General features: G+C 37.1%; 25 protein-coding genes. 17 read left to right on the top strand and 8 right to left on the bottom strand.

Translation table 11 applies throughout. The features are described from left to right. Positions 1 to 110 precede the first annotated feature (110 nt). Positions 111 to 1,346 (top strand): sodium/glutamate symporter, encoded by a 1,236-nt coding sequence (gene gltS / locus F938_RS07950; protein ID WP_004828084.1) that lies wholly within the window; start codon positions 111 to 113, stop codon positions 1,344 to 1,346. 48 nt (positions 1,347 to 1,394) lie between these two features. Here gltS and chrA read toward each other — a convergent pair whose 3' ends face one another. Further along, a complete protein-coding gene (chrA, locus tag F938_RS07945; protein WP_005030828.1) occupies positions 1,395 to 2,603 on the bottom strand; it encodes a chromate efflux transporter in 1,209 nt (402 codons plus the stop codon). A gap of 141 nt (positions 2,604 to 2,744) precedes the next feature. On the opposite strand from chrA, the gene F938_RS07940 reads away from it, so the two are divergent. Both F938_RS07940 and F938_RS07935 read left to right on the top strand, forming a co-directional pair. Further along, the gene (locus F938_RS07940) at positions 2,745 to 3,731 is read left to right on the top strand and encodes a patatin-like phospholipase family protein (protein WP_005030827.1); all 987 of its coding nucleotides are present in this window, start codon (positions 2,745 to 2,747) and stop codon (positions 3,729 to 3,731) included. Between the two features lie 385 nt (positions 3,732 to 4,116). Then, positions 4,117 to 4,638 (top strand): acyl-CoA thioesterase, encoded by a 522-nt coding sequence (locus F938_RS07935; protein ID WP_004828090.1) that lies wholly within the window; start codon positions 4,117 to 4,119, stop codon positions 4,636 to 4,638. 101 nt (positions 4,639 to 4,739) lie between these two features. Here the strand turns inward: F938_RS07935 and F938_RS07930 are convergent, their stop codons facing one another. Further along, positions 4,740 to 5,081, bottom strand: a complete 342-nt coding sequence (locus tag F938_RS07930; protein ID WP_004828092.1) for a hypothetical protein — start codon at positions 5,079 to 5,081, stop codon at positions 4,740 to 4,742. Positions 5,082 to 5,467: 386 nt separating this feature from the next. Between F938_RS07930 and F938_RS07925 the strand changes: the two genes are divergently transcribed. Beyond that, positions 5,468 to 6,175: a PoNe immunity protein domain-containing protein gene (locus F938_RS07925; protein WP_005030825.1), complete on the top strand. Its 708-nt coding sequence runs from the start codon at positions 5,468 to 5,470 to the stop codon at positions 6,173 to 6,175. A gap of 278 nt (positions 6,176 to 6,453) precedes the next feature. On the opposite strand, the gene F938_RS07920 is transcribed toward F938_RS07925, so the two are convergent. Continuing rightward, positions 6,454 to 6,681 carry a hypothetical protein gene (locus F938_RS07920; RefSeq protein WP_005030824.1) on the bottom strand — a complete coding sequence of 76 codons (228 nt, stop codon included), beginning with the start codon at positions 6,679 to 6,681 and terminating at the stop codon, positions 6,454 to 6,456. A 446-nt stretch (positions 6,682 to 7,127) separates the two neighbouring features. On the opposite strand from F938_RS07920, the gene F938_RS07915 reads away from it, so the two are divergent. The 12 genes from F938_RS07915 to F938_RS07860 all read left to right on the top strand — a co-directional run bounded on the left by F938_RS07915 (position 7,128) and on the right by F938_RS07860 (position 19,167). Next, complete coding sequence (locus tag F938_RS07915) at positions 7,128 to 8,141, top strand: CobW family GTP-binding protein (protein ID WP_026040313.1); 1,014 nt, start codon at positions 7,128 to 7,130, stop codon at positions 8,139 to 8,141. A 55-nt stretch (positions 8,142 to 8,196) separates the two neighbouring features. Continuing rightward, positions 8,197 to 8,727: a YaeQ family protein gene (locus tag F938_RS07910; RefSeq protein WP_004828098.1), complete on the top strand. Its 531-nt coding sequence runs from the start codon at positions 8,197 to 8,199 to the stop codon at positions 8,725 to 8,727. A gap of 110 nt (positions 8,728 to 8,837) precedes the next feature. Then, positions 8,838 to 9,461: an MgtC/SapB family protein gene (locus F938_RS07905; RefSeq protein WP_004828100.1), complete on the top strand. Its 624-nt coding sequence runs from the start codon at positions 8,838 to 8,840 to the stop codon at positions 9,459 to 9,461. A gap of 100 nt (positions 9,462 to 9,561) precedes the next feature. Further along, positions 9,562 to 10,782, top strand: coding sequence for a DUF2252 domain-containing protein (locus F938_RS07900; RefSeq protein ID WP_005030821.1), 1,221 nt, complete (start codon positions 9,562 to 9,564; stop codon positions 10,780 to 10,782). Positions 10,783 to 10,825: 43 nt separating this feature from the next. Further along, on the top strand, positions 10,826 to 11,164 hold the full coding sequence (locus F938_RS07895; RefSeq protein ID WP_004828104.1) for an FKBP-type peptidyl-prolyl cis-trans isomerase: 339 nt from the start codon (positions 10,826 to 10,828) through the stop codon (positions 11,162 to 11,164). Between the two features lie 480 nt (positions 11,165 to 11,644). Next, positions 11,645 to 13,678 carry a poly-beta-1,6-N-acetyl-D-glucosamine N-deacetylase PgaB gene (pgaB, locus tag F938_RS07890; RefSeq protein ID WP_005030820.1) on the top strand — a complete coding sequence of 678 codons (2,034 nt, stop codon included), beginning with the start codon at positions 11,645 to 11,647 and terminating at the stop codon, positions 13,676 to 13,678. 8 nt (positions 13,679 to 13,686) lie between these two features. Next, positions 13,687 to 14,952 (top strand): poly-beta-1,6-N-acetyl-D-glucosamine synthase, encoded by a 1,266-nt coding sequence (pgaC, locus tag F938_RS07885; RefSeq protein ID WP_005030818.1) that lies wholly within the window; start codon positions 13,687 to 13,689, stop codon positions 14,950 to 14,952. Between the two features lie 45 nt (positions 14,953 to 14,997). Next, positions 14,998 to 15,411: a poly-beta-1,6-N-acetyl-D-glucosamine biosynthesis protein PgaD gene (gene pgaD / locus F938_RS07880; protein WP_004828110.1), complete on the top strand. Its 414-nt coding sequence runs from the start codon at positions 14,998 to 15,000 to the stop codon at positions 15,409 to 15,411. Between the two features lie 58 nt (positions 15,412 to 15,469). Continuing rightward, a complete protein-coding gene (locus F938_RS07875) occupies positions 15,470 to 16,612 on the top strand; it encodes an acyltransferase family protein (protein WP_005030816.1) in 1,143 nt (380 codons plus the stop codon). Positions 16,613 to 16,735: 123 nt separating this feature from the next. Continuing rightward, positions 16,736 to 17,653, top strand: coding sequence for an HARLDQ motif MBL-fold protein (locus tag F938_RS07870; RefSeq protein WP_005030815.1), 918 nt, complete (start codon positions 16,736 to 16,738; stop codon positions 17,651 to 17,653). Between the two features lie 136 nt (positions 17,654 to 17,789). Then, positions 17,790 to 18,425, top strand: a complete 636-nt coding sequence (locus tag F938_RS07865) for a hypothetical protein (RefSeq protein WP_005030814.1) — start codon at positions 17,790 to 17,792, stop codon at positions 18,423 to 18,425. 160 nt (positions 18,426 to 18,585) lie between these two features. Further along, positions 18,586 to 19,167 carry a hypothetical protein gene (locus F938_RS07860; RefSeq protein ID WP_005030813.1) on the top strand — a complete coding sequence of 194 codons (582 nt, stop codon included), beginning with the start codon at positions 18,586 to 18,588 and terminating at the stop codon, positions 19,165 to 19,167. On the opposite strand, the gene F938_RS07855 is transcribed toward F938_RS07860, so the two are convergent. The 5 genes from F938_RS07855 to F938_RS07835 form a co-directional block, all read right to left on the bottom strand. Continuing rightward, positions 19,161 to 19,535 carry a lysozyme inhibitor LprI family protein gene (locus F938_RS07855; protein WP_010591010.1) on the bottom strand — a complete coding sequence of 125 codons (375 nt, stop codon included), beginning with the start codon at positions 19,533 to 19,535 and terminating at the stop codon, positions 19,161 to 19,163. The two genes, F938_RS07860 and F938_RS07855, sit on opposite strands and share 7 nt — an antisense overlap. A 49-nt stretch (positions 19,536 to 19,584) precedes the next feature. Continuing rightward, a complete protein-coding gene (locus F938_RS07850) occupies positions 19,585 to 20,139 on the bottom strand; it encodes a TetR/AcrR family transcriptional regulator (RefSeq protein WP_005030811.1) in 555 nt (184 codons plus the stop codon). Between the two features lie 40 nt (positions 20,140 to 20,179). Then, the gene (locus F938_RS07845; RefSeq protein WP_005030809.1) at positions 20,180 to 21,097 is read right to left on the bottom strand and encodes an alpha/beta hydrolase family protein; all 918 of its coding nucleotides are present in this window, start codon (positions 21,095 to 21,097) and stop codon (positions 20,180 to 20,182) included. 47 nt (positions 21,098 to 21,144) lie between these two features. Then, positions 21,145 to 21,933 carry a crotonase/enoyl-CoA hydratase family protein gene (locus F938_RS07840; protein WP_005030808.1) on the bottom strand — a complete coding sequence of 263 codons (789 nt, stop codon included), beginning with the start codon at positions 21,931 to 21,933 and terminating at the stop codon, positions 21,145 to 21,147. A 274-nt stretch (positions 21,934 to 22,207) separates the two neighbouring features. Beyond that, the gene (locus F938_RS07835) at positions 22,208 to 23,758 is read right to left on the bottom strand and encodes a hypothetical protein (protein WP_004828126.1); all 1,551 of its coding nucleotides are present in this window, start codon (positions 23,756 to 23,758) and stop codon (positions 22,208 to 22,210) included. A 423-nt stretch (positions 23,759 to 24,181) separates the two neighbouring features. On the opposite strand from F938_RS07835, the gene nfuA reads away from it, so the two are divergent. Next, the gene (gene nfuA / locus F938_RS07830) at positions 24,182 to 24,820 is read left to right on the top strand and encodes a Fe-S biogenesis protein NfuA (protein ID WP_004828129.1); all 639 of its coding nucleotides are present in this window, start codon (positions 24,182 to 24,184) and stop codon (positions 24,818 to 24,820) included. Positions 24,821 to 24,848 lie beyond the last annotated feature (28 nt).

The raw sequence follows: 24,848 nt of genomic DNA, 5'->3' as shown, positions 1-24,848 counted from the left end.
TGTCTATCAGGTGATTTAGTAACCGCTAATCTTAAGTGATTACAAAGTTTAGTAGGATGAAATGGCATCACTTTACAGCAAAAAATATAGCCTAAGCATGGATAATTATTATGGAATTTTCTTTTAATGCCTTTTATACCTTGATTGCTGCAGTCATTGTATTGTTATTGGGGCGCTTCCTTGTTAATAAAATTGAGTTTTTGCGTAAATACAATATTCCTGAGCCTGTCGCAGGTGGTTTGGTTGCTGCAATTCTGTCATTGTTGGTACACAATATATGGGGCTATAGCATCACCACCAGCAGTGAATTACAAACCAGTTTTATGTTGGTATTTTTTGCATCAATAGGTTTAAGTGCCAATTTTGCTAAATTAAAAGAAGGTGGTTTGGGCTTAGTCATTTTTCTTGTCTGTGTTGCTTCATTTATCGTGGTTCAAGACTTTGTCGGAATGGGCTTAGCCACTGCACTCGGCTTAGATCCGCTTGTTGGTTTGATTGCAGGATCAATTACCCTTACCGGTGGTCATGGTACTGCGGGTGCTTGGGGTGAAATCCTTGAAACTCAGCATGGCATACAAGGTGCATTGGCATTGGGTATGGCAAGTGCGACATTTGGCTTGATTATTGGCGGTATTATCGGTGGTCCATTGGCAAAATTGCTGATCAACCGCTACCAATTGTCTAGTCCAAAGACACAAAAAGAAGTGGATGAAACCAATCAGCAAGCAGTGACTGAACTGGGTGAATATGTTCCATTCGAGTATCCGCATCAAGTTCGTTTGATCACAGCAGATAATGCAATTACGACTTTAGGTCTTTTTGCTGCATGTTTGGCTTTTGCTGAGTTTATGACAGGATATAGTAAAGGGCAGTGGTTTGAATTACCAACATTTGTATGGGCACTTGCTGGAGGGGTTATCCTTCGTAATGTACTAGAAGGTGTTCTACGCATTAAAATGTTCGATCGCGCGATTGATGTTTTTGGAAATGCCGCATTATCGCTTTATTTGGCAATGGCTTTATTATCGTTAAAGCTTTGGCAATTGGCTGATTTAGCTGGTCCTTTAGTCGTTATTCTCTCTGCTCAGACATTAACAATGGCTTTGTATGCAGCATTTGTGACATTCCGAGTCATGGGGAAAAACTACGATGCAGCCGTATTAGCAGCAGGTCATTGTGGTTTTGGTATGGGCGCAACACCAACAGCGGTTGCCAATATGCAAGCAATTACCAATATGTACGGTCCTTCTCATAAAGCATTCTTAATCGTTCCTTTATGCGGTGCTTTTTTTGTCGATTTAATTAATGCGACAGTGATTCAATTGATTCTTAAATTTATTGCTTAATCTGATTGTCTTGTAATGTTGTATTGAGCCAGTGAATCACTGGCTTTTTTACGCCATCGTATTCCACATATAACGCAGTAATAAAATAATAGGCACACTGATAAAGATCGAAATGTTCAGTTTTAAACTACATAACATCACCATAGTACTGAATATATCTTGTAGATGATTCAAGTTTTTTTCTGCCATTGGCACAATGATCGAGAGGAGAAATCCAACCACAGCAGCATTGATTAAAGAGACTGAATTTTGAATGTAAACATTGCTGATGAGTTTTGACCAATAGGGCAATGCTGTAAAAATGAAGAAGAAGGAGGGTAGAAAAATTAACAAGGTTGCTATCAATGCATTGAAGAGTGGAAATGGGCTGAGTGGTAAAAATGAACCCATAAAACTGGCAAAAGTAAATAACGGACCTGGCATAAACTGAGCCAAGGTATAGCCAAATTCAAAATTTTGCTGACTAATCATCCCTGTATGCACAAAATCTTGATACAACATTGGAAGTACAACATGCCCTCCACCAAAAACTAAAGCACCCGTTTTATAAAGGTTAAAAGCAGTCATTGCTCCTGTAGTTGTAAACAAAAGGGCGCCTAACCACAGTCCGAAAAAAATTAAAATAAATATGACCAGCCAGCTTATACTGTGATGATGTAAAGCGAATACAGATCGGAAGAAGATATGTTCAGTCTCGTGTTCAATAACGGATTTTGAAGGCTGAATAGAGATTACTTTATGAATAAAGATGCCCAATACTGCACTGATAAAAATGATTGCAAATTGAATCCAAGCATTTGAAAAGATAAGAAGTAATATGGCGCTCAGGGACATCAACAGAAATTGTAATTTAGTTCTACAATAACTTTTGAACATTTGCCAAAACGCAAAAATAATGATGGCAAGAATGATCGACTGTATTGCAGAAAATAAGGCTGCTGAAATCTTATAATGTTGTTGAATAAAATATGCCAAAAAGAACATAAGCAGTGTTGAAGGCAAGGTAAACCCTAGCCAAGCGACAATTGCACCTAAGTGGCGTTGGTGTAAGTATCCAATCGCCATGCCCATTTGACTGCTGCTCGGACCAGGTAATAATTGGGTGAGTGCGAGTAATTGGGCATATTGTTGCTCATTCAGCCAATGTTTCTTTTCAACAAAATGCTGCTTAAAAAAGATCAAATGTGCTGCAGGACCACCAAAACTTGTACAGCCTAATTTTAAGAAAATCCAAAAGATATCAATTAGTTTTGGCATTTTTCAATAGGATTATTTTAAGCTCAAAGATTCTTATAATATAGCCAGAAATGATGACAGTTTAAATAAATACAACAGCAATATCATAAAAAGTATGCTTAGATACATGCACCTTTGGATTATGCCCTGATCTGAGAATATATGTCATTGTTAAATAAAGTTTTAATTTCTTTGTTTTGTAGTCTTTCTTTAGCTGCATGTACGCACTCACCTATAAGAAATTCTCAGGCTACAGGGGCGTCAATTCATCCAGTTTCTGAAGCATCTTCTAGATTGGACAAAAGCTTTTATCAATACCAACAGTCCTCAAAGAAAAAACCTGTGATTGCACTCGTTTTAGGGAGTGGTGGCGCTCGTGGCTATGCACATATTGGCGTGATTGAGGTATTGGAACAGCACGGTATTAAACCTGACTTTATTGTGGGAACCAGTGCGGGCAGTATTGTCGGTTCAATTTATGCCAGTGGTAAATCAGCTGAACAATTACGTCAAATCGCTTTAGATATGAAAGTGGGGGATGTACGTGACTTTAAGATCGGCATGAAAGGCTTTTTTGATGGGCAAAAAGTTGAAGATTATGTCAACAAACAAATCAATCAAATGCCTTTAGAAAAAATGAAAATCCCAATGTATGTGGTCGCAACAGAACTACAACATGGCGAAAAGACCATTTTTAATTATGGCAACACAGGGCAAGCGGTGAGAGCTTCTGTTTCGATTCCAAGTATGTTTATTCCGACCATGATACACGGCAAAGAGTATGTGGATGGTGGTTTAGTCAGTCCTGTACCTGTCAATATTGCTAAAGAATTAGGTGCGGATGTGGTCATTGCTGTTGATATTTTGGCACAGCCTGCCAATACAGAAACAACCAATGTTTGGGGTTTGTTTAATCAAAATATTAATATTATGCAAAACAAATTGGCTGCTGAAGAGTTAAAAAATGCAGATATTGTGATTCAGCCTGATTTAAGAGAAAAAGCGCATATCTTTGATGTGAAAGGTCGTCAAGATACCATGCAAGCGGGTATTGACGCTGCCAATCAACGTATTCATGATTTAGAGGTTGTTATTGCCAGTAAGAAAAGTCCTGAAAATATTTCGCAGCACTATCAAGTACAGAATTAAAGTTTAATTTATACTTTTTCGTCATACTTACATTGTGTAGAGATACAGTTAGATCGGATAGCGCCGTATTATTGTGTTTTGAATGGAGCAATCGAATGCTCAATTGCATGAGGTCACTCAGGTTTTCATCTAATTGCCCAATTCGCCTAAGTAAATTCAAAATTTTTGTCAGTTTGGCAATACTGCTTGAAACGGCTATTGCCTACAAGATGTCATCAATCTCAAAAATAGTTGATAAACCAATAAGCTATATTTCAAATAAATGAAGATGTTTTTAGTCATAAGTTGAGAGAATGGTCAATTGCCGAATTAAGCATGTTTTTTGGTAGAAAAGATATATAATAATAGCCACAAATCTCCTGCCTAAAATAGAGTCTAGAATACGATGTCTCCATTAGATCAATTGATCCCAGCTACAGATGACCAGTCAGAATTAACCATGTCCGTTTTGATGACCCCAGATATGGCAAACTTTTCAGGTAATGTACATGGTGGAACCATCCTCAAGTTGCTTGACCAAGTCGCTTATGCCTGTGCAAGCCGTTATTCTGGTAGTTATGTTGTTACGCTTTCTGTAGATAAAGTTAATTTTAAAGAGCCGATCCATGTTGGTGAGATGGTCACATTTCTAGCAAGTGTCAACCATGTTGGTCGTACTTCAATGGAAATTGGTATCCGAGTGGAAGCTCAAAATATTCAGAAAAGAACGGTTCGTCATACCAACAGTTGTTATTTCACCATGGTTGCGGTTGATGAAAATGGTAAACCAAAACAAATTCCTGCATTGAATTTGGATAATGATTGGAAACGTTGTCGTTTTGAGGCTGCGGAGCATCGTAAAGTTGCACGTTTGCAAGAAAACCATCATCCTTCTTGCAGTATTTATAAAAAGTCATCGCACAACTAATTGCTTACAACAAAAAACCTCTGATTACAGAGGTTTTTTTGATTATCAATGTATTTAAAACAGCATCAGTACAAGATTTGCTGATCATATCAATCTGTTGATTAATTCACTTTGTTGAGTACATGACCATCTACAGTCATTGTCCAAGATCCTTCAGCGGTTTGTTGAGGTGCTTGTGAAACTTTAAATTCTGTTGAGAGAGGTCCAACGCCAGCACTAAAGTTATTGCCTTCAAATTTAGAAATTGGAGCAGATACAGATGAGCTTGAATTCGGTTGTTTATTGCTATATTCAACGCGCCCTTCAGGAGTAATCATCAAATTGACACGACCATCCTCACTTTGCCAAGTACCCGAATAATTTTGCTTGTCTACAGGCAATGGTTTTCCACATGCTGTCAGTAATATGCTTAATAAGCCAAGACCTATAAATTTTTTTAACATAGAGTTTTCCACTTTGATCTTTATTTCACAGATTTTATTTATAAATTTCCCAAATTAAATCGTGTCATTTGAGATCGAAGTATTATAGCCGAATTATCAGTGGATACTCGCCACAATAACAAACTGTAGCATTGAGCAATATTGAGACTAAAATATAACCGTGAGCGTCTCAACGAGTATAATTTTTTGTTGTGTTGATGAGTGACACCCTTACAGCGCTTTTTTAAAATCAGAAATGTGGGCGGTTTAAATTTAATCTAAGTGCTCTATCCTCATGATCTGTTTTTTATGCATATAAACTAAGCGAATTTGGGTTATAGTGAATGCCTAATAAAAATTATTTAAAAACAGTGATTGAATCATACTGAGAATTATTTGGAGCACTTATGAGAACAGATTTAAAAGATCGCCATTATTTTGATGCGTATATTCAACTAAACTTGGATGATATTGCATTTTATGAACAGTGTTTAAAATCAGCTGATCAGAAAGAAGAACGTATACCTGCTATCAAACATCAAGTCTTCAATATATCTTTGTATATGGTGATTGCACAGTATTCAGCAGGTTTTAGCTCTGAACAAATGAAAGATTCATTTTTAGATATTATCCCACGATTTGAAGCAGGTTGGTGCAATACTGAAAACAATGATAATAAAATTTACTTTGATGGTTATATTCAGGCACTCTGGATGGTTTCTCTAGCAATTTTATTGGATGTTGCCGTGGGTGATTTTCAACGAATCGTAAATACTTTAGAGGGTAAAAACAGCCAAGATATGATTTTAGATGTATTGATTTCCACTCAATTGCCTAGACAAAAATCTGAGCAATTACTTTATCCACAAAAATTTGAATTTATAAAAAAGTTAATAGATACACAGAATATAGAGGGATTTAAAGATTATCTGGATCGCAAGTGGTATCCAAGTATGAAACAGACATATTGGTTTGATCTTGATAAAAATAAGAATGATGTTTTCTTTGGTTATTGGAGTTTTGAAAGTGCGGCAATTGTTAAGCTTTTAAAATTGGATGATACGATACTCAAGCGGCAACGATATTATCCTTTCGATTTGATTCATCAGCATTAAATCACGCCAATTAAATCACAAATAGTTAAATCATGAATCTTTAACGCTTTCTTTGTGATGAGCATGATATTCATTGATCTCAATATTTTATCAGGAATAATAGAAGCAAAATTGTTTAGAGGTGAGCAGATGGAGATCATGATCAGTGGCGTGAATGTTGGCTGAGCATTCTGCATCATAAGAAAAAATAAAAAGACTGAATCGCAGCATGACCCAGTCTTTTTATTCAAATTGTCTTTACAGACAATTTAATTGCTAACTCGGGAGGAGTTTAAATCTTATTGACCCGCTTGAGGAGCTGAAGTCGCTGGTGCTTCTGCAGCACTTTCAGTCGCTGGTTGAGCAGTTGGTTGTCCAGCAGCTTGAGCATCTTCAGTAGCAGCTGGTTGCTCTTGAGTTGATACGACAACTTTTTCTGCTTCTGTTGCAGCTGTATCTGTTGCAGCAAAAGTTGAGAAAGCAGTGAAAGCAAGCGTAGTCGCTAAAAGTGTTTTAACAAGTTTCATATTGGCATCCTTAATTCATAAAATTAATCGTAAAGCGACCTGTGAAAGCAGTCGTGTGTTAAATGCGTTGCAGTTCACAGGGAGTAGAGTCATGCTAAGTGCAGATGAAAAATTGGGCAACCTCAGCAACAAAGCATAACAAGGTGGATTACATATTTAAAACAAATCATTGTATTGTGTTGCTTTTTTGTGATTATTCTACTTTTTTTGCAATGCTAAAATGTATGTAAATATGAAAAAATGATTAAAAAATATACCAGTTGGTTACTGTAAATAACATTGATTATATGATCTTAATGAATGCTATATTGGACTTTTGGATTATTATTGTAATTTTAATTTAAAAAACAGATTTAAAATTTGAAACTATTGGCAAATTTTACGTAATAATGGAGAGAGTCGAGTATAGCCATTCATATGTTTATTTTATTAGGTTGGGTGATATTTTGAAGATTTTTACTGAAAAAGCAGTTAAAACTCACATTATTTCTGGCTTTTTGGGTGCAGGAAAAACAACCTTACTACAGCATTTGCTGCAACAAAAACCTGAGGGAGAAACTTGGGCGATTTTAATGAATGAGTTTGGGCAAATCGGTGTTGACCAGCAACTATTGCCTCAAGACTCTGGTTATGAAGTCAAAGAGTTATTGGGGGGGTGCTTATGCTGTGCTGGGCAACTTCCCATGCAAATTGCATTATCTCGCTTAATTTTTGATAAGCGTCCAGATCGGCTATTTATAGAACCTACAGGTTTAGGACATCCTGCACAACTTTTGGAACAATTGACAGAACCCCAGTGGCAAGCACAAATTGATATGCGAGCATTGGTTACTGTCATTGATGGTAGTCGATTAAATGACCAACAATGGATAAGTCAAGAACTCTATCAAGATCAATTAAAAGCTGCGCAATTGGTGGTAGTTTCTCATACAGATCTGATGTCTGAATCCGATTTCTTGGCTTTAGATGAATTCAAAAAGGACTATTTTGCTTATATTCAAACTTGGTTGCTTGCAGAGCAAGGACATTTGGATATTCAACAGTTAGATGTTGCTCATCAGGGAATCCAACGTAAAGTTCTGCCTTTGATTCAAGCACAAAAAAAATTAACTGCTGAAGATGAACTGCCCGTGATAAAACAGTTGCCTTATCACTATGTAGAAACTTCAAATGGTTATACGGTGGTTGGTTGGAAATTTTCAAAACGTTGGCAATTCGATTTTTACCAATTATTAGATGTTTTGTGTGAGCAAACAGATTGGTTAAGAATTAAAGGTATTTTTAATACCGATCAAGGTTGGATGACTTTTAATTTTAACCCAGACCATATCAACTATAAATCAGGTGAGGAAAGTATAGATAATCGTATAGAGCTCATTACACAACATGATCGTGATTGGGAAAGCCTAGAAAATGCTTTACTGAATTGTAGGATAGACCTATTGGAAAAAACGCAGTAATCCAATGCAAAATCTTATAGACTGTGCGCCATATTGAAGAACTTTTGGAATTTTCATGGCATTAAAAGCAACAATTTATAAGGCTGACCTCAATATTGCCAATATGGATGTGCATCAATATGGTGATTATCAATTGACCATGGCTTTGCACCCGTCTGAAACGATTGAGCGTTTGATGGTCCGTGTATTGGCATTTGCTCGTTTTGCAGATGAACAATTGGAATTTACCAAAGATTTGTTTGAAACAGATGAGCCTGCATTATGGGAAAAAGATTTGACTGGTCAATTGGTCAAATGGATTGAGGTGGGTTTGCCTGACGAAGATAAAGTCAAAAAAGCTGCGGCACGTTGTAAGGAAGTTGCTGTGGTGGCTTATGGAACATCTGTTGCAGAATGGTATAAAAGAAGTTCCAAGTTAAAAACATTGTCCAATGTTCAGGTTTGGCAATTGTCTGAAGCCAGTACAACTGCGGTCCAAGCTTTATGTCAACGTACGATGCAGTTGCAATTAAATGTGATGGATGGTGAATGGACTTTAATTGGAGATGATGCTCAAGCTGTGATTGAGTGGACTCAACTTCAATAATGCTCAAGATGAAATAAAATTTACTGAGAAAAAGCAGGCGAATCGCTTGCTTTTTTTTGCTTAAATTTCGTATATCTAAAGTGATCGAACATCTACATGTTGAATGACATATGAACAACGACATCTACCATTTACTAATGGCATTGGCAATTGGCGCAATTATTGGTGCAGAGCGTGAGTATCGCAGTAAGTCGGCTGGATTGAGAACGATGATCATGGTCAGCCTAGCATCCTGCTTATTCACTATTCTTTCCATTAAGATTGGTGTTGAAAACCCAGATCGTTTGGCTGCTAATATTTTGACAGGATTAGGCTTTTTAGGTGCAGGTGTTATTTTTAAAGATGATAATCGGATTTCAGGTATCACCACAGCAACGACCATCTGGATGGTAGCAGCGCTGGGAATGGCGGCAGGAGCAGGTTATGAATATTTAGCATTTATTGGAACAATATTGGTGCTGATTGTCTTAATATTTCTGGTGTATTTTCAAGATAAAATTGAAGCCATTCACCAATCTCGTAATTATCGGATCTTATGTGATTACCAACAAGAAACTTTAGATAAATATGAAGAATTATTTAAACAGTACAATATGAAAGTTCTTCGTGGAGTACAAAATAAGACAGAAAAGCAGATTATTGGTCGTTGGGTGGTTATCGGTTCTGCACAAAATCATAAGAAATTAACGCATTATTTATTGTTAGATCCAAACATTAAAGAGCTCAGCTTTTAACAGAAACACAATCTATTGTTGTTACAACGTCAGTATTTATTCATCCAAAATTCAGCTTAACAGCGTAGTTTAATTTTTATAAAAATATTGGAGTTAACAAATGCGTGATCCTTTTGAACGAGTTTGCAGTTTTAACCAACCACGAGATGCACAATTTACTGCGATTAAATATAAATTGATGACCAGCAGCGCATTTCGTTTTTTCCGAGGTTCATGTCATTTATATTATGAAGATTTAGCAACTCAACAGACTTGGACCGATCAAATGACCACATGGATCTGCGGTGATTTACATGTGGAAAATTTCGGGAGTTACCGCAGTCGTCATCAAGTGGTTTATTTTGATTTAAATGATTTTGATGAAGCCATATTGGCTCATCCAACTTGGGATGTTTCTCGATTTATTTGTAGTGTCTTTTTGGCAGGTAAAGCACTGAATATCAAAGATGATGATTTAAAAATAATCGCTGAACAGCTATTAGATGAATATTTAAAAGCGCTTGCTTTTGGAAAAGCCTACGCCGTCGAAAAAGAAACTGTAGATGGGATGTTAAAGAAATATATTCAAACAGTTTCTGAACGAGATTTCTTTGAATTTATTGAAACGCACTCATCTTTAGATAAAAAAACTCAGCAACGTTACTTAAACATAGACCAAAAGAAGTATTTTAAGGTTGATTCAAAACAACGCTATGTTGAATTGATGGCGATGTTTACTGGCTATTTAAATACCCATAATTTGCAGTCTCCCTCCCATTTTCAAGTATTAGATGTTGCGATACGTGTCGCTGGAACGGGGAGTATTGGTTTAGATCGTTATGTGTTTCTGGTCTATAATATTGAAAATAAAAAATATGCCTTGTTTGATGTGAAGCAAGCTCAAGCATCATCATTGAGTTTGTCGCCTTTTTTAAAAATTGAACAGCCCAAATGGGAAGATCAAGCACAACGTATTCAGTGTATTCAAACACTCATGCAGTATGAAACACCAGCTGAATTATCTAGGCTTGATTTTGATGGTCAAGCTTATATTGTCAAAGCTTTACAACCAGAACAGGATAAAATTGATTTTAAACAGTGTGTAGATAAACCCAAGAGGTTTACAGATGCCTGTTATAACATGGCACGCTTACTCGCCTATGCCCAATTACGCTCAGCAGGACGTAAAGGTTCTTCAAATGCAGATGAATTAATCAATTTTGCACAACATGCAGAACTTTGGAAAACGCAATTGTTGAAATACACGTATAATTATGCACAACAAGTTGAGCAAGATTATCAAAGCTTTTGTAAAAGTTATGCTGCTGCTGGCGGACTCTGACAAGGCTTCCCAATAATCATCTAATTATGAATAGGAATAATGTATGTCAAATGAATTAGAAATCATTGATCTAAAAGTTGGTGAAGGTAAAGAAGCTGTAAAAGGGGCTTTGATTACCACACACTATACGGGTTGGTTGGAAGATGGTACCAAGTTTGATTCTTCAATTGATCGTGGCAATTATTTTGAAACTGTGATTGGAACAGGTCGTGTGATTAAAGGTTGGGATCAAGGAATCATGGGAATGAAAGTGGGCGGGAAGCGTAAGTTAATCGTGCCTTCACACTTGGCATATGGTGAACGTAAAATGGGTAAAATTATTCCTGCGAACTCTAATCTGATTTTTGAAATAGAGTTGTTTGATGTAAAAACACGTGACTAAGTAGATTAAATTTCCTTGATACAAGGATTTTAAAACAATCAATAGAGGTCAAAAGACCTCTATTTTTGTATCTTAAAAACACAATGAATGGACAGAAAAAAGAGTGAGATTAAATGCTAAATATTGCTCCATTTTTTCTTCATATTTCAATGCTATAAAAATATAATGTCAGTGCTATTTTAATCGCTTATAGATTTGTAATAGTGTGATTTTAAACACAATTTAAAGACATTGTTGTTTATTAATTGATCAATGTTTAACAATCCTCTACAATACTTTTGTCCTAAAAGTGTTTAAATGATGCAAATAAATAATTCTGCTCAGAGTTATTTTTTAAGATTCGTTTCAGTTTTATTCTTTTAAATCATCGCTGTAAAACGTCTGTTTTAATTCGCCTTAAAAAAGGATTTTAGTATTTCAGAAATGAAGTGCTATAGGCGGGTTCAGATTTAAAACAATGATGATCGAGTATTTAAATATATGCTAAGCCGTTACTTTTCTCCTTCAGCGATGATATGCGTAACACTATTGTTTTCATCCTTTTATAATAGTGCTATGGCAGAAGTAGACCAAGTTGCTACTGAAACTCCTATTGAGCATGAACTACCTAAGATTGATTTAAATACGCTGACAATTATTGGTTATCATGAAATTACGCCAAATCATGATGCCGTCATTCCTGATTATGCAGTAACCACAAAGCAGTTTGAATTGCATTTAGACTGGTTACAGAAAAACGACTATCACTTTGTCAATGTTGACCAAATTATTAAAGCCAATGAAGGTAAGTTTAAATTACCGACTAAACCCGTTTTATTGACTGTCGATGATGGTTATCAGTCTTTTTATCAATATGGCTTTCCAGTAATTAAACAACGCAAGATTCCAGTTGTATTGGCTGTTGTGGGTTCTTGGCTAGAACCAAAAGCCAATGAAATGGTTCAATTTGGTGATGATAAATTACCACGTAAAAAACTTTTGTCTTGGGATGAACTGAAAACCATGCAAAAGAGCGGTTATGTGGAAATTGGTAGCCATAGCTATAACTTACACCGGGGTATTTTAGGCAATCCTCAAGGGAATTCTGAGCCTGCTGCGGTAACACGTGAATATTATCCAAAAAGTAAAACCTATGAATCGGATAAAGTCTATGCAGATCGTATTTTCAATGATTTGAAAAAGAACAATAAAGTATTGCAATCACATGGTTTAAAAGCACCACGCGTCATGGTGTGGCCATATGGTCGCTATAATATGGAAACAGTCGCATTGGCTAAAAAAGTGGGCATGCCAATAACAATTAGCTTGGACGATGGTCCTGATCATATTGAAAAATCATTAGGTCATTTAAACCGCATCTTGGTTGAAGGTAATATGACCACTGACGCTTTGGCACAAGAAATCCAAAGTCGTCAAATGAATTTTACTGACAATAATCGCCCGCAAAAAGTGATGCATGTCGACCTTGATTATATTTATGATCCAGACGAAGCACAGCAAGAGAAGAATTTAGGACATTTGTTAGATCGTATTCGTGAAATGAATGTGACCACAGTATTCTTACAAGCATTTGCTGATCCAGATGCAAACGGTTCTGCTGACATGGTCTATTTCCCGAACCGTTATCTTCCAATGCGTGCAGATTTATTTAACCGTGTTGCTTGGCAAATTCAAACCCGGACGCATGTGAGTCGTTTATATGCTTGGATGCCGTTGTTGGCTTGGGATTTACCTGCATCAAATCCAGCCTCTAAAGATGTTGTGGTAACTCAACAAGCCAAAGACAGTGATCATCTCAACATGGGTTATCACCGTTTGAGCCCATACTCTCCTGAAGCACGTAAAGTGATCGAAGGTATATATCAGGATTTAGCAAAGTCGACGACTTTTGATGGAATTTTATTCCATGATGATGCAACCTTATCCGATTATGAAGATGCAAGCCCTCAAGCGATCCAAGCCTATCAAAAAATTGGCTTACCTGCGGATTTAGAAGAAATTCGTAATGATGATGCGAAACTACAAAAATGGACTGATTTTAAAACCAAGACAATCGACAGTTTTGCAATGGATTTGGCGCAGAAAGCACGTTATTACCAACCATTTTTACTCACAGCTCGTAACTTGTATGCGCAGGTGGCACTGTCTGCATATTCTGAAAACTGGTATGCGCAGTCTTTAGAGCAGTCACTTAAAAATTATGACTTCACTGCAATCATGGCAATGCCTTATATGGAGCAAGCCCCTGACGCAACTAAATTCTATAAAGATTTAGTGCAACGTGTGAAGAAGCAACCCAATGGGATCAAAAAGACAATTTTTGAGTTACAGGCAGTAAACTGGCGTAATAACCAGAAAATTCCGACTTCTGAAATTACTCAAACAATTCAGTCCTTGTACCAACAAGGGGTGATGCATGTGGGTTATTATCCAGATGATCCGATTGAAGATCATCCAAATACTGCCGAGATGCGTAAAGTATTTGATTCTAAACCACAACGATTGGTTCCTTAAGGTGTGATATGAGCGCAATCCAGCACCTGTGGCAGTCCTTATTAAATTTTATCTTCTATTATCCATTATTTATGTCATATCTATGGATGATTGGTGCTTTAATTTTCTATTGGAAAGAGCGTAAAGAGCCTCCATATACTCAGCCAGCAGCTTTAGAAGAATATCCTTTAGTTGCAGTGCTTGTTCCTTGTTTTAATGAGCAGGATAATGCTGACGAAACCATCAGCCATGCATTAAAGTTGAATTATCCCAATTTTGAAGTTATTGCAATCAATGATGGAAGCTCTGACAATACAGCCGAGATTCTCAATCAATTGGCATTGAAGTACGACAAACTGCGTGTTGTACATTTGGCAGAGAACCAAGGTAAAGCGATGGCTTTACAAGCAGGGAGTTTGCTCACTGAGGCTGAGTTCTTGATCGGGATTGATGGTGATGCTTTGCTTGATCCACATGCTGCACAATGGATGATTCGTCATTTCTTAAATAATCCAACCGTTGCAGCGGTTACAGGTAACCCTCGTATTCGTACACGTTCAACTTTGCTTGGGCGCATTCAAGTCGGTGAATTTTCTTCGATTGTCGGAATGATTAAGCGTGCGCAAAGAACTTTTGGACGACTATTTACTGTATCAGGTGTGATCACGGCTTTTCGAAAAAGTGCTGTACATGAAGTAGGGTATTGGTCACCCAATATGCTGACTGAAGATATTGATGTCACTTGGAAGCTGCATCGTGCAGGTTGGGATGTCAAATTTGAACCTAATGCATTGGTGTGGATTTTGATGCCTGAAACCTTTAATGGTTTATGGAAACAACGTTTACGTTGGGCAATGGGTGGTGCGCAAGTTTTAATTAAGAATATAGATGTATTATTCAAACCGAAACTGAATTTTTTATGGCCTTTGATTATTGAGTTGATTCTAACGCTGGTCTGGTCATATTTAATGTTGATTATGGTGATTTTCTGGATATTACATTTGGTTCTTCCTTATGCTGGATTCCCAGCAATGAGTTCTCCATTATTACCGATGGGAACAGGAATCTTACTCGGTACGACTTGTTTATTACAGTTTGCAATCAGCAAATGGATGGACAGTCGTTATGAATCAAGTTTGGCGAGAAACTATTATTGGATGATTTGGTATCCTTTTGTATTTTGGTTGATTACCGTAACGGCAAGTATTGTGGCATTTCCTAAAGTTCTTTTACGTGGTGACAGTAAACGAGCACGTTGGGTAAGTCCTGACCGTGGGATGCGACAAGATGACTAAAAGGTTAAATAACCTAAGCCAATATCGTGCTTTTGAGATATGAAAATGAAAACTGAGTCTTTGATTATTGATGTACGCAAGCAGTTACCTTGGCATCGTCGTTACTTTTCGACAACCATCACTGCAATGTTGTGGGCATTTTGGTTGTTGCTTTGGAGACCGATTGTTATTTTGATTGGCTATCTGTCTTTAGAAAAGCCACAATTGGTTCACTACTTTTTTAATGCTTTTGCAAAAGCTCTAGAAAGTGGTTTGTTTGCTTTAATTGCTTGTGCGATTTCGTTGTGGTTGTGGAGTAACTTTGTGCCTGCTAAAACTAAAAAAGAAGCAGAAGCAAAATCTACTCAGGAATATGCTGATTATTTTAATCTGAATGCTGATGCATTGGTGCAATCTCGTCAGCAAAAAGTGGCGACAGTACACCATGATGCAGATGGTCGTATTACTTACATTGACTAAGGGTTGAGTCAATAAAAGTCCCACTGGTTGGGGCTTTTGTTTTCATAGGGAATAATAGATGTCCGCAAAAATAAATTCGGCAGAAAGTATCCGAGGCTTAGCCTGTTTAGCTGTCGTATTTTCTCATCTTGCCATGAGTTTTTTTCCATATTTACATCACTTTGATCCTCATGAAACCACGGATCTTAAATGGGTGTATCACATACATCATTCGCCGTTTGGTTTTTTTTACTCAGGCGATGCAGCTGTTTTTGTTTTTTTTGTATTGAGTGGCTATGTACTGAGCTATGCCATCTTAAAAAGCCCGCAGCAATTTCATTCTAAAATCAAGAATATGATGATTAAGCGTTATCCACGCTTAATGATTCCTGCACTTGCATCATGTTTGCTGATGTGGTCAGTCTTTAAAATCATTCATATCGATAGCCAGCATGTGGGGGCTTGGTTACAAGCATTTGCAGTACAAAATTACAGTTTTAGTCATGCACTTTATGAAGGCACGATAGGTGCTTTTCTATTTTCTGAAAGTGATGTCAATTGGGTCTTGTGGACCATGACCATTGAGTTGATGGGTTCATTTGTCTTATTTTTTTTACTTTATCTTTATCAGTATAAAAAGATAGCATTTTGGTTCGCATCACTACTGATTCCCTGTCTTGCATTTATATGGCGCGGACAAGGGTTTAGCTTTGGTATTTCGAGTTTTATTATTGGAATCTATATTTATCTCTATGCGAAAACATTGCCCAATTTGATTGCGATTCTCATGTTGTTCACAGGTTTGTATTTTGCAGGAGCGCACAATACCAGTACAGCATATGCGGGTCTTTATCATATCTTAGGTGAAAACACCTATGATTATGGCAATTTTATTGCAGGAATCTTGATTGTTTATAGTGTATTGATGAGCCCATTATTATCGCGACATTTGGATCATCCTATTTTGGTGTGGCTCGGTAAATTATCTTTTTCCATTTACTTACTGCATTTGTTGATGTTGTATTTGGTGTGTATTCCACTGTTTAATTTGTTTTTAAGTTGGCATTGGGCATATTCGTGGACTGTTCTTGTTTCTGGTTTAAGTGCAATTGCTGTGACTTTAATCGTTGCAAATTTTTATAGCCGATATGTTGATCAATTTGCGATAGATACCAGTAATCGTATTGCAAACAAAGTGCTTAAGCCCAGAAATAAGCCATAAGTTATAGTTGAAAAAGTTTTTTACAATTACAGCTGTATTTAGCTGTTTTTTAGACAGTTAAAGTTTGAAAAATATCATGATTTGAGAAAATATAGCGACTCTTTGTCAGCATGGATCGCTTATATGCGCCTGATCAAATCTATCGTTGTTTCGTTAATGGCAATGAGTATTCAATTTTCACAAGCTGCAACCTTAAACTCACAACAAGCATTGACTGAAGCCCCACCGATGAGTCTGTTTGAGCTGTGGAATGCACCGATTGAGCCTTTTAAAATTTTCCACCATGTTTATTATGTCGGTACTGAAAATCTTTCTTCAGTCTTATTTGATACAGGTGCAGGTTTGGTTCTCATTGATAGTGGAATTGATCAATCTGCGGTACAGATCAAAAGTAATATTGAGAAATTGGGTTTTAAAATCACCGATGTTAAATATCTGTTAAATAGTCATGCACGTTTGGATCAGGCAGGTGGTTTTGCCAAATTAAAACAATGGAGTGGGGCAAAACTGATTGCCAGTGCAGAGAATGCTGAGATGCTCGCCAATGGCGCCAGCACGGACTTTGCTTTGGGAAATCAATTGCCATTTCCTCCTGTAAAAGCGGATCTGATTTTTAAAGATGGCGAGCAGTTAAAGTTGGGTGAACAAGTCTTTACAGCTCATGCTACGCCTGGGCATTTACCGGGTGCGACTTCATGGACAACCGAAGTACAGTATCACTTTAAACATTATCAAATTATTTATGCTGATAGTTTGTTTACAGGGGGCTATCATTTATTAAATAACAAAAATTACCCTCATATCGTGACGGATATGCAAAAAACATTTCAAACGTTAAATGCGATTCATGCTGATATCTTTTTGGCAAATAAAGCTGATCGTTTCAATATGAAGCAGAAATTGATTAGACTGAAAGCAGGTGACCAAAATGCATTTATTGATCCAGATGGATTGCAAAATTATGTGGCAAAAGGTAAAGCAGAATTTGAGCAACAATTACAACAACAGCAAAGCTTGGCACAGTTAAAGACCTTACAATAATCACTTTTAAATGTTCTATACGTACGGATAGGGTGTTGTATCATTTAAATATTGATACAATGATGCTTGAATCGATCATTTCTTTGCTAAAGTATTGAAGTGATCATCCTTTATTCTAAAAATATAGAAAATCGACATGAAAATACGATCATTCCCATCCTTTTTATTGATCTGTGGTTTAGTGGCAACAGCACAAATCTATGCCAAACCATTTGAACAATTAACCGTTCAAACGAAGCTTTCTAATGAATGCACACAAGATGATAGCGAGATATTTACAGCACAAACTTACCAGTTAGGTTCAACAAAAGTCGGGTTAAAGAGCTATTCATGCCAAACGAAGAAGCAAAATAAAGAACAATATTATTCAGCGTATGGATTGCAGTTTAATGGCAAAAAATCAGTCTATTTTGTCGATCATAGTGTTGATGCTATTGGTTATGTTGCAGTAAAAGCAGAAAAAATCGATGCAGATACTGTTTATTTTGATGGTATGTATGAACGAGGTGGTGATTTAATTATTGTATGGGTAGAAGACTTACAACATATTCACCATCTAAAAGTTCATTATATGGCATCAGATGAAGGAGGTGTAAAGCTCTATACACGGAATAATCAGATCTACATTCAAAAAATTGATTTAAAAGAACTTGATGGCGACAAGCCAATTTATAAAAATGTAGGAAAACCCATTACTTTAAAGAAGATTCCAAACAAAGGGCTTGAATTTTCAGGTGGGAATTTAAAGCTATTTCAAACAACTGCTGATTAGGTATTGTAAAGAAAGAAATTGTTACGTTTAAAGCTGATCAGTTGATTTTGATCGTTATACAATTCAATCAGTATATCACTAAAAAAACAATCAAAATATCTAGCTTTAAACTTGGCAAATACGTCTGAACTAAGCTGTATTTTATGTTTGAGATGAGTCTATGTTGAAATTAATCATTGTTTTACTCATTTTGATTGCACTCTATGTGTTATGGCGTTTGTTCGCTAAACATAAAATTAATGCAGCCGTCGAACAGCAAAGGCAAGACCTTTCCAAATGGATAAAAAATCCACCCGAAGATCATGAATTGCCTGAAAAAACCAAGCTGATTAAACAGATGATTGATCAAGAACGACAAAAAAACACCACAGAAATATCCTCAACACAAGATTCTATAGATCAAGTTGAACAGCAAGTTATGACCGAACCAGAAACTGCCAATGAGTTTCAGATCACTGATGAAGATCAACGTTTATTTGATGCCGCAGCACAATTGTTTTTTCAGCAGGCGCTACAAACTAAAGATTTTTCTCAAGCGGGGCATATTCAGCATGATATGTTGAGTAAGATGCCAATGAATACACAAAGTCAAGTTGGCTCATTTGACTTTGGGGAATGGTCTATTTTTTGGAATTATCATGACCAATCGCTTGAATATTATGTTGGGCGTTATGGCGTGTTCTACGCCCATGTCGATCATCAGGGGGTAGAACATAAAGCCGAGTTCAAAGACCGTTATTGACCTTCCAGTAAACTGGTTAATTCTTTGAGTCGAAATTGTGTCGCATTCATTTCACAGTCTAAATGTGCAAAGCCTGAAGCTAAGCCCATTGCACCATAATATAAGCTTCCCGTAAGTTCTGTACATTGCGCATCACGATAGCTCAGCCAAGCTTTTTGTGCTTTTTCCAGCAACGCTTTATTTTTAGCATCATATTGTTGGTAGATTCGTTGATAGATCTTATTCATTTTTACCTTATCTGTTTTGAGCTGCTGCTCCATACAGCTATAGGTCTGTAGTTGATCTGTCTGATTGCATTTGGCATATGCAATGCTACAGATACTGGTTGAAAGGAAGGCATAAAAAATTAAATTTGTTAAATATTTCATCATTTAAATCACTGAAGTTATGTATGGGTTAAAGTTGAATAAAATTATTTTATAGTAGTTGCAGTACACGTTTTTTGACTTGATCCAAATAGAATATATCTTGATAAAGTCGATACATTAAAATTGCTCCCTCATAATCTGCTACAGTTATTTTGGCTACCTTTAGAGCATCTTGCTCGTTGAGCGTTTGTTTAAAGAGTTGATATAAAACATGCTGCCAATCCTGAAAAATGGTGCGAATCTTTTGCAACACCGTGTAAGATATATCATTGGCTTCTAATGAAAGAATACCCATGAGACAGCCTTTTATTTCATAACTAAAAAAAAGTACTGCTTTTTCATGTATGGTTTGAAACTGGGTAGATGTATCAATGACAGCAAAGTCTTCAAGCTTAAACAAAGATTGATTTAGATATTGATGAGTATGTTCTAGAACTTGCATCAATAAAGCTTCTTTACTTGGGTAATAATAATAAAAAGAGGCTTTACTCAGTCCGCATGCTTTTGCCAACATATCCATACTTGTCCCAGCATAACCATGTGCTTTAAATTGTAAAGCACAGCTATTGAGCATCTGTTCAGTAGAAAGTTTTTGTGGACGCATAGCTTACCTAGAAAATCTACAAATTTATATTGCGCTGTATTTATGAAGAAGGTGGTATTAAACTCTCAAAAGTAGCTAACATTTTATCCCAAATCTGTTCCGAACCTTTTCGAAAATATCCCATATGCCCAATCTGTTGAAGTCCAAATTCATCTGCTGAAATATTGATAAAATGCATAGGCGCATTTTTATAATGTTGCATAAATGCATAACGAGAGTTCGGTAAAGCCCAATCATCATCCAAAGCTGCGACAGCATAAATCGGCGTTTTGACTTGAGCATATTGGTCATGCAATGTCTGTTGTTCAGGATCAGCAAAAAAATAAGTTGGATTTTTACACCATTTACGCCACTGTTGATATACGCCTTTTGGAAGATCAGCCCCCATATTGAGTTTACTCCAAGGTAAATAACCCGTGATAGCGACCATCGGGGGAAACACGATATTCCAAATCACCTGAACTTTAAGTTTTTCTTTCAAAGGCATATAGCCGTGCCATCCAGCACCTGTACCGAAACAATACATCGCTGTGACTTTGTCATGATTGGGGGTTAGCCCAAGCGCTTGACCACCATAAGAATGTCCCACAACAAATAAAGCAGTGTCATCTTCAAAAAAGTAGTCAATCGCGCCTGCAAGATCTAATTTGCCCCAGTCCAGATAAGACATTTTAAAGCCTTTTAGTTGCCGTGGTGCAGACTTGTCTACACCACGGTAATCAAAGCAAAGCACTTGATAGCCCATTTGCGAAGCATATTCAGAGAATCGTCGATAGAATGCCTGTGGTACGCCAGTAGCACTTGAAACCAGTAAATTGGCTTTAATCGAATTTTGGGTTGGGGTATAACGTGTTCCAACAAGCGTATAGCCATCCAAAGCTTGAAATGTGACCGATTCACATTTAAAACCATTTTCTTTCGAGGGTTGTATTTGTGCGAGGTGGTTTATATTTGGCATCATCTTATCTCTAATTTTTTGGCATTGCTAAATCTTAAAATAATGGTTTATTTACCCTTGAACTGTGGAGCACGACGTTCAATCATGGCTCTTACACCTTCCTGTGCATCTTCAGAGTTGAGCAACGGCGTCAATAAATTTTGCAAATTACCAAACGCAACTTCAGGGCTGTATAAAAATGCTTGATGGGCAGAATGCAGCGCTGCTTGAACTGCGAGTGGTGCCGCACTTGCAATACGTTCAGCTAATTCCAATGCACGAATCAACTGATTATTGCCTTCAACGACTTCGGTAACCAAATTCATTTCATAGGCTGTTTGTGCATTGAACAAATCACCTGTGAGTACATATTTCATGGCTTTTGCCCAGCCTGCGGCTTGTACGAAACGTACTGTTGCGCCACCGAAAGGCAAGATACCACGTTGTACCTCGATCTGCGTAAACTGGGTATTTTGATTGGCAATGACAAGATCTGAATTCAACATCAGTTCAATCCCTGCGGTATAACAATAGCCTTGGACTGCTGTAATCAATGGTTTTGTTCTTTGGCGCCCTACAGTCCCCCAAGGATTAACCATATCATCAGTAAAACTAAAAACGCCGTCAGCTAATTTGGGTTGTAACTCAACCAAATCTAAACCCGCAGTAAAATGTTCACCATGCGCAAAAACTACTGCGCAGCGAAGTTCAGGATTTTTTTCATATTCCGTGAGCGCAAGTGATAGGTCATGGATCATATGGCTATCAAAAGCATTCCGCTTATCTGCACGATCCAAGCCGATTAAGAAAATATGACCTCGGATTTCTCGGCTTACTTTTCCTTGTGAATTTGACATGTTGTTGTTCTCGCTTTAGTTGTTTTATCTATTTTTAAACGATCGTTAGAAAACTGTCAATTGTATAAAAATGACGCGATCGTTTAACTGTGTATAACATATTTTTTTAAACATTCAATTGATCAAATTTATTCAACTTAAGTGAGTTTAAGTGGTAAATAACATGATGGTGTAATCAACACTTTGAACAGTGAAATATTTTTATATTTAAAAGAAATGCCCATTTATCATAAATAAATGGGCATTACCTGATCAACTTTTTAAAATTGAACAATTATTTTTTGGTTTTTCCTAAAATCTTCTGAATAGGAAGCTTATCCGTTGCAAAGCCATAAATCGCTGCAAAAGGAAGTGCTGTACGGGCAAGGTAGGCAACACGCCATAAACCACCATGATTCGCACCTTCCATCATCAACTCTAATGGATGTTCCATTTGTGTTGCTGGGTTGGCAACCGAGTTTGGGTTTTTGAGATCATGAATCCACAATGCCGCCATGATCGAATTGGTGGTTTCAGGGCTAAATGCTTCAACATCAAATAAACTTGCACCATTAAACGCAGCTTTAAGTAATGGATTTTTAGTGACAGAGTGAGTTGTGGTTGAAGGTGCGATATTGATACTGACATGTTGTCCTTGATGTCTTGCTAAAGTCGCACGCCATTGTTGAATGCGTTTTGCTAAAGCATAGTTCGGACCTTGCTCAACCACTAAACAGTCAGCAATGCCATAAGCTTTGCCATTTTCAGAGTGTATTATCTGCTGATTGTTATTTTTAAAAAATTGTTTTAAAGAGAGTGCTGAGATACTTTTGCTGAGTATTGTTTCAAATTTTGATCGTTGTTTAAACTTTTCTGTAGCACCTTCAATCACTTCTTTTGGCACTGCATAGACATCCGTTGGCGTACACATATACATCAATGATGAGTCAGTTTTTTGTTCACTGACATTGCTCATGATACTGTCCATTGCGATTGAAACACGCACATGCTTTTCACCATCTAGATATGCAATAGATGCCAAGTCTAGTTTGTGTGGGTTCTCGCATAACCATTGCGTAATTTCAGGAATTTGGGTGAGTAAATTTGCTCCAAGCTTGGTTTTTAATTCATTCAAATCATTGCTGTCATTGATTTGTTGTAAGCTTGGTGCATAGAGGGTGGCATTACCATTTTGAATAGTCTCGAGAATTTTCCCCCAAACACGCTCATTGGGTAAATCCACTGCAATAATATTGGCTTTCCATTGAGCTAACCATGTCAAAGGACCTGCTTCTGAGGCTGCGCCGAATAAAACCAAAGTACGGTCAGATAAATCAAACCATTCTGGATGGGCAACCACTTCTCTTAAGGCATCCGCATGGCTGGTTTCAATGATGCCTGCTTCTTGCCATGTCTGAATTTGTTTGAGTAAGGCTTCACCTGAAAGTTTTTGTCCATGATAAGGAACAAACCATTCGGGTTGTGCATCCGATTGTCCTTTAATCGTGATGGTTTGAATTTTGTCTAAGAGGGGAACTGACATCACGTCTTTTAAGGAATAACGCTGCCCATCTCTGAAAAAGTCAAAGCTGTGTTGAGCTTTATGTAAGCCTTGTTTTGCAATCGTGATCGCGTTATGTGTCGATTGAATGCCGTTTTCTACCAATGCTTTAAAATAAATGGGATAATTTTTACGCCAGTTTTTTTCATCCAACACCTTTTGAGCATTGATATTGTCAACCAATGACAGTGCCTCAGCAATAATTTCCTTACCCACTTGGGAGCTACTGCTTTTTTGGGTTTCAGGATGAACCGTGAATTGTAAACCTTCATTTGAACTGGACATGCAAAATATCTCGTTTTACTTCATCATTAATATACAGATGTATACATTATCCATGCCAAATTGAGGAATCGAGTGGCATAATCTGACAAAATGCAGCTCAATTGGTTGTGCGATTGTAATGTCACATCAAACGAAATGTTGAGATGAAATTGGGTTGTTAAAAATACTTTAGCTGAGTCAGTGTATTTCACATATTTCAGTCATGTATTGCTTTGGAATTGATGGATTACACTTGATCTTGCTGGTAAAAATTTAGCGATAGAAAAGCTTTTTTTTGATGTGAATGAGGGTAATTTTTGTCTCGAATTTTGAATATCTTATGTTTTTACATCTTTTTAATTTAATTCCGACAATTTTAGTTGATTTTTGGTCATTCAGCCTCATCTTCAGTTAAAATACCGACTTCAGCTTGAGGATAGAGTTATGTCGACTGAGAACACCAATACTGCAGTTGCAGAAGAAATTCCAAATTTATTGATTACTCCAAATGCGCAGGAGTATTTAAAAGATCTTTTGGAGAAGCAAAATACTCCAGGAATTGGCGTTCGTGTATTTGTTGAAAATCCAGGGACTCCACGTGCAGAATGTTGTATGGCGTACAGTGCGCCTGATGAAGTTGCTCCAACAGATTACAAGCAAGATTATCCTGATTTTCCAGCATTTATTGATACACCATCTATTCCATATCTGAAAGATGCGGTAATTGACTACAACAAAGACCGTTTTGGTGGTCAATTAACATTTCGTGCGCCAAACTCGAAAGTACCACGTGTTGGTCCAGATGCGTCAATGGAAGAAAGAATTACCTATATTCTTCAAGCGGAAATTAATCCAGGACTTGCAGGGCATGGTGGTAACTGTGCTTTGGTTGAAGTTATTGAAGATGAAGAGCATGGTTTAACGGCTGTATTGAAATTTGGTGGTGGTTGTCAGGGCTGTTCAGCAATCGATGTCACATTGAAGCAAGGCGTTGAAACTACCTTAAAACAGCACATTCCAGAGTTAGGTCGTGTGGTAGATCAAACTGATCATAGCCAAGCCGAAGGTGCATACTTCAAATAATTTGTCTCATCAATATACTGATTCAAAG

It is taken from the genome of Acinetobacter bereziniae LMG 1003 = CIP 70.12 (assembly GCF_000368925.1).
GTDB classification, from domain to species: domain Bacteria; phylum Pseudomonadota; class Gammaproteobacteria; order Pseudomonadales; family Moraxellaceae; genus Acinetobacter; species Acinetobacter bereziniae.
Note: the sequence above shows the minus strand (reverse complement) of the source record. Positions and strands in the feature narration are given on the sequence as shown.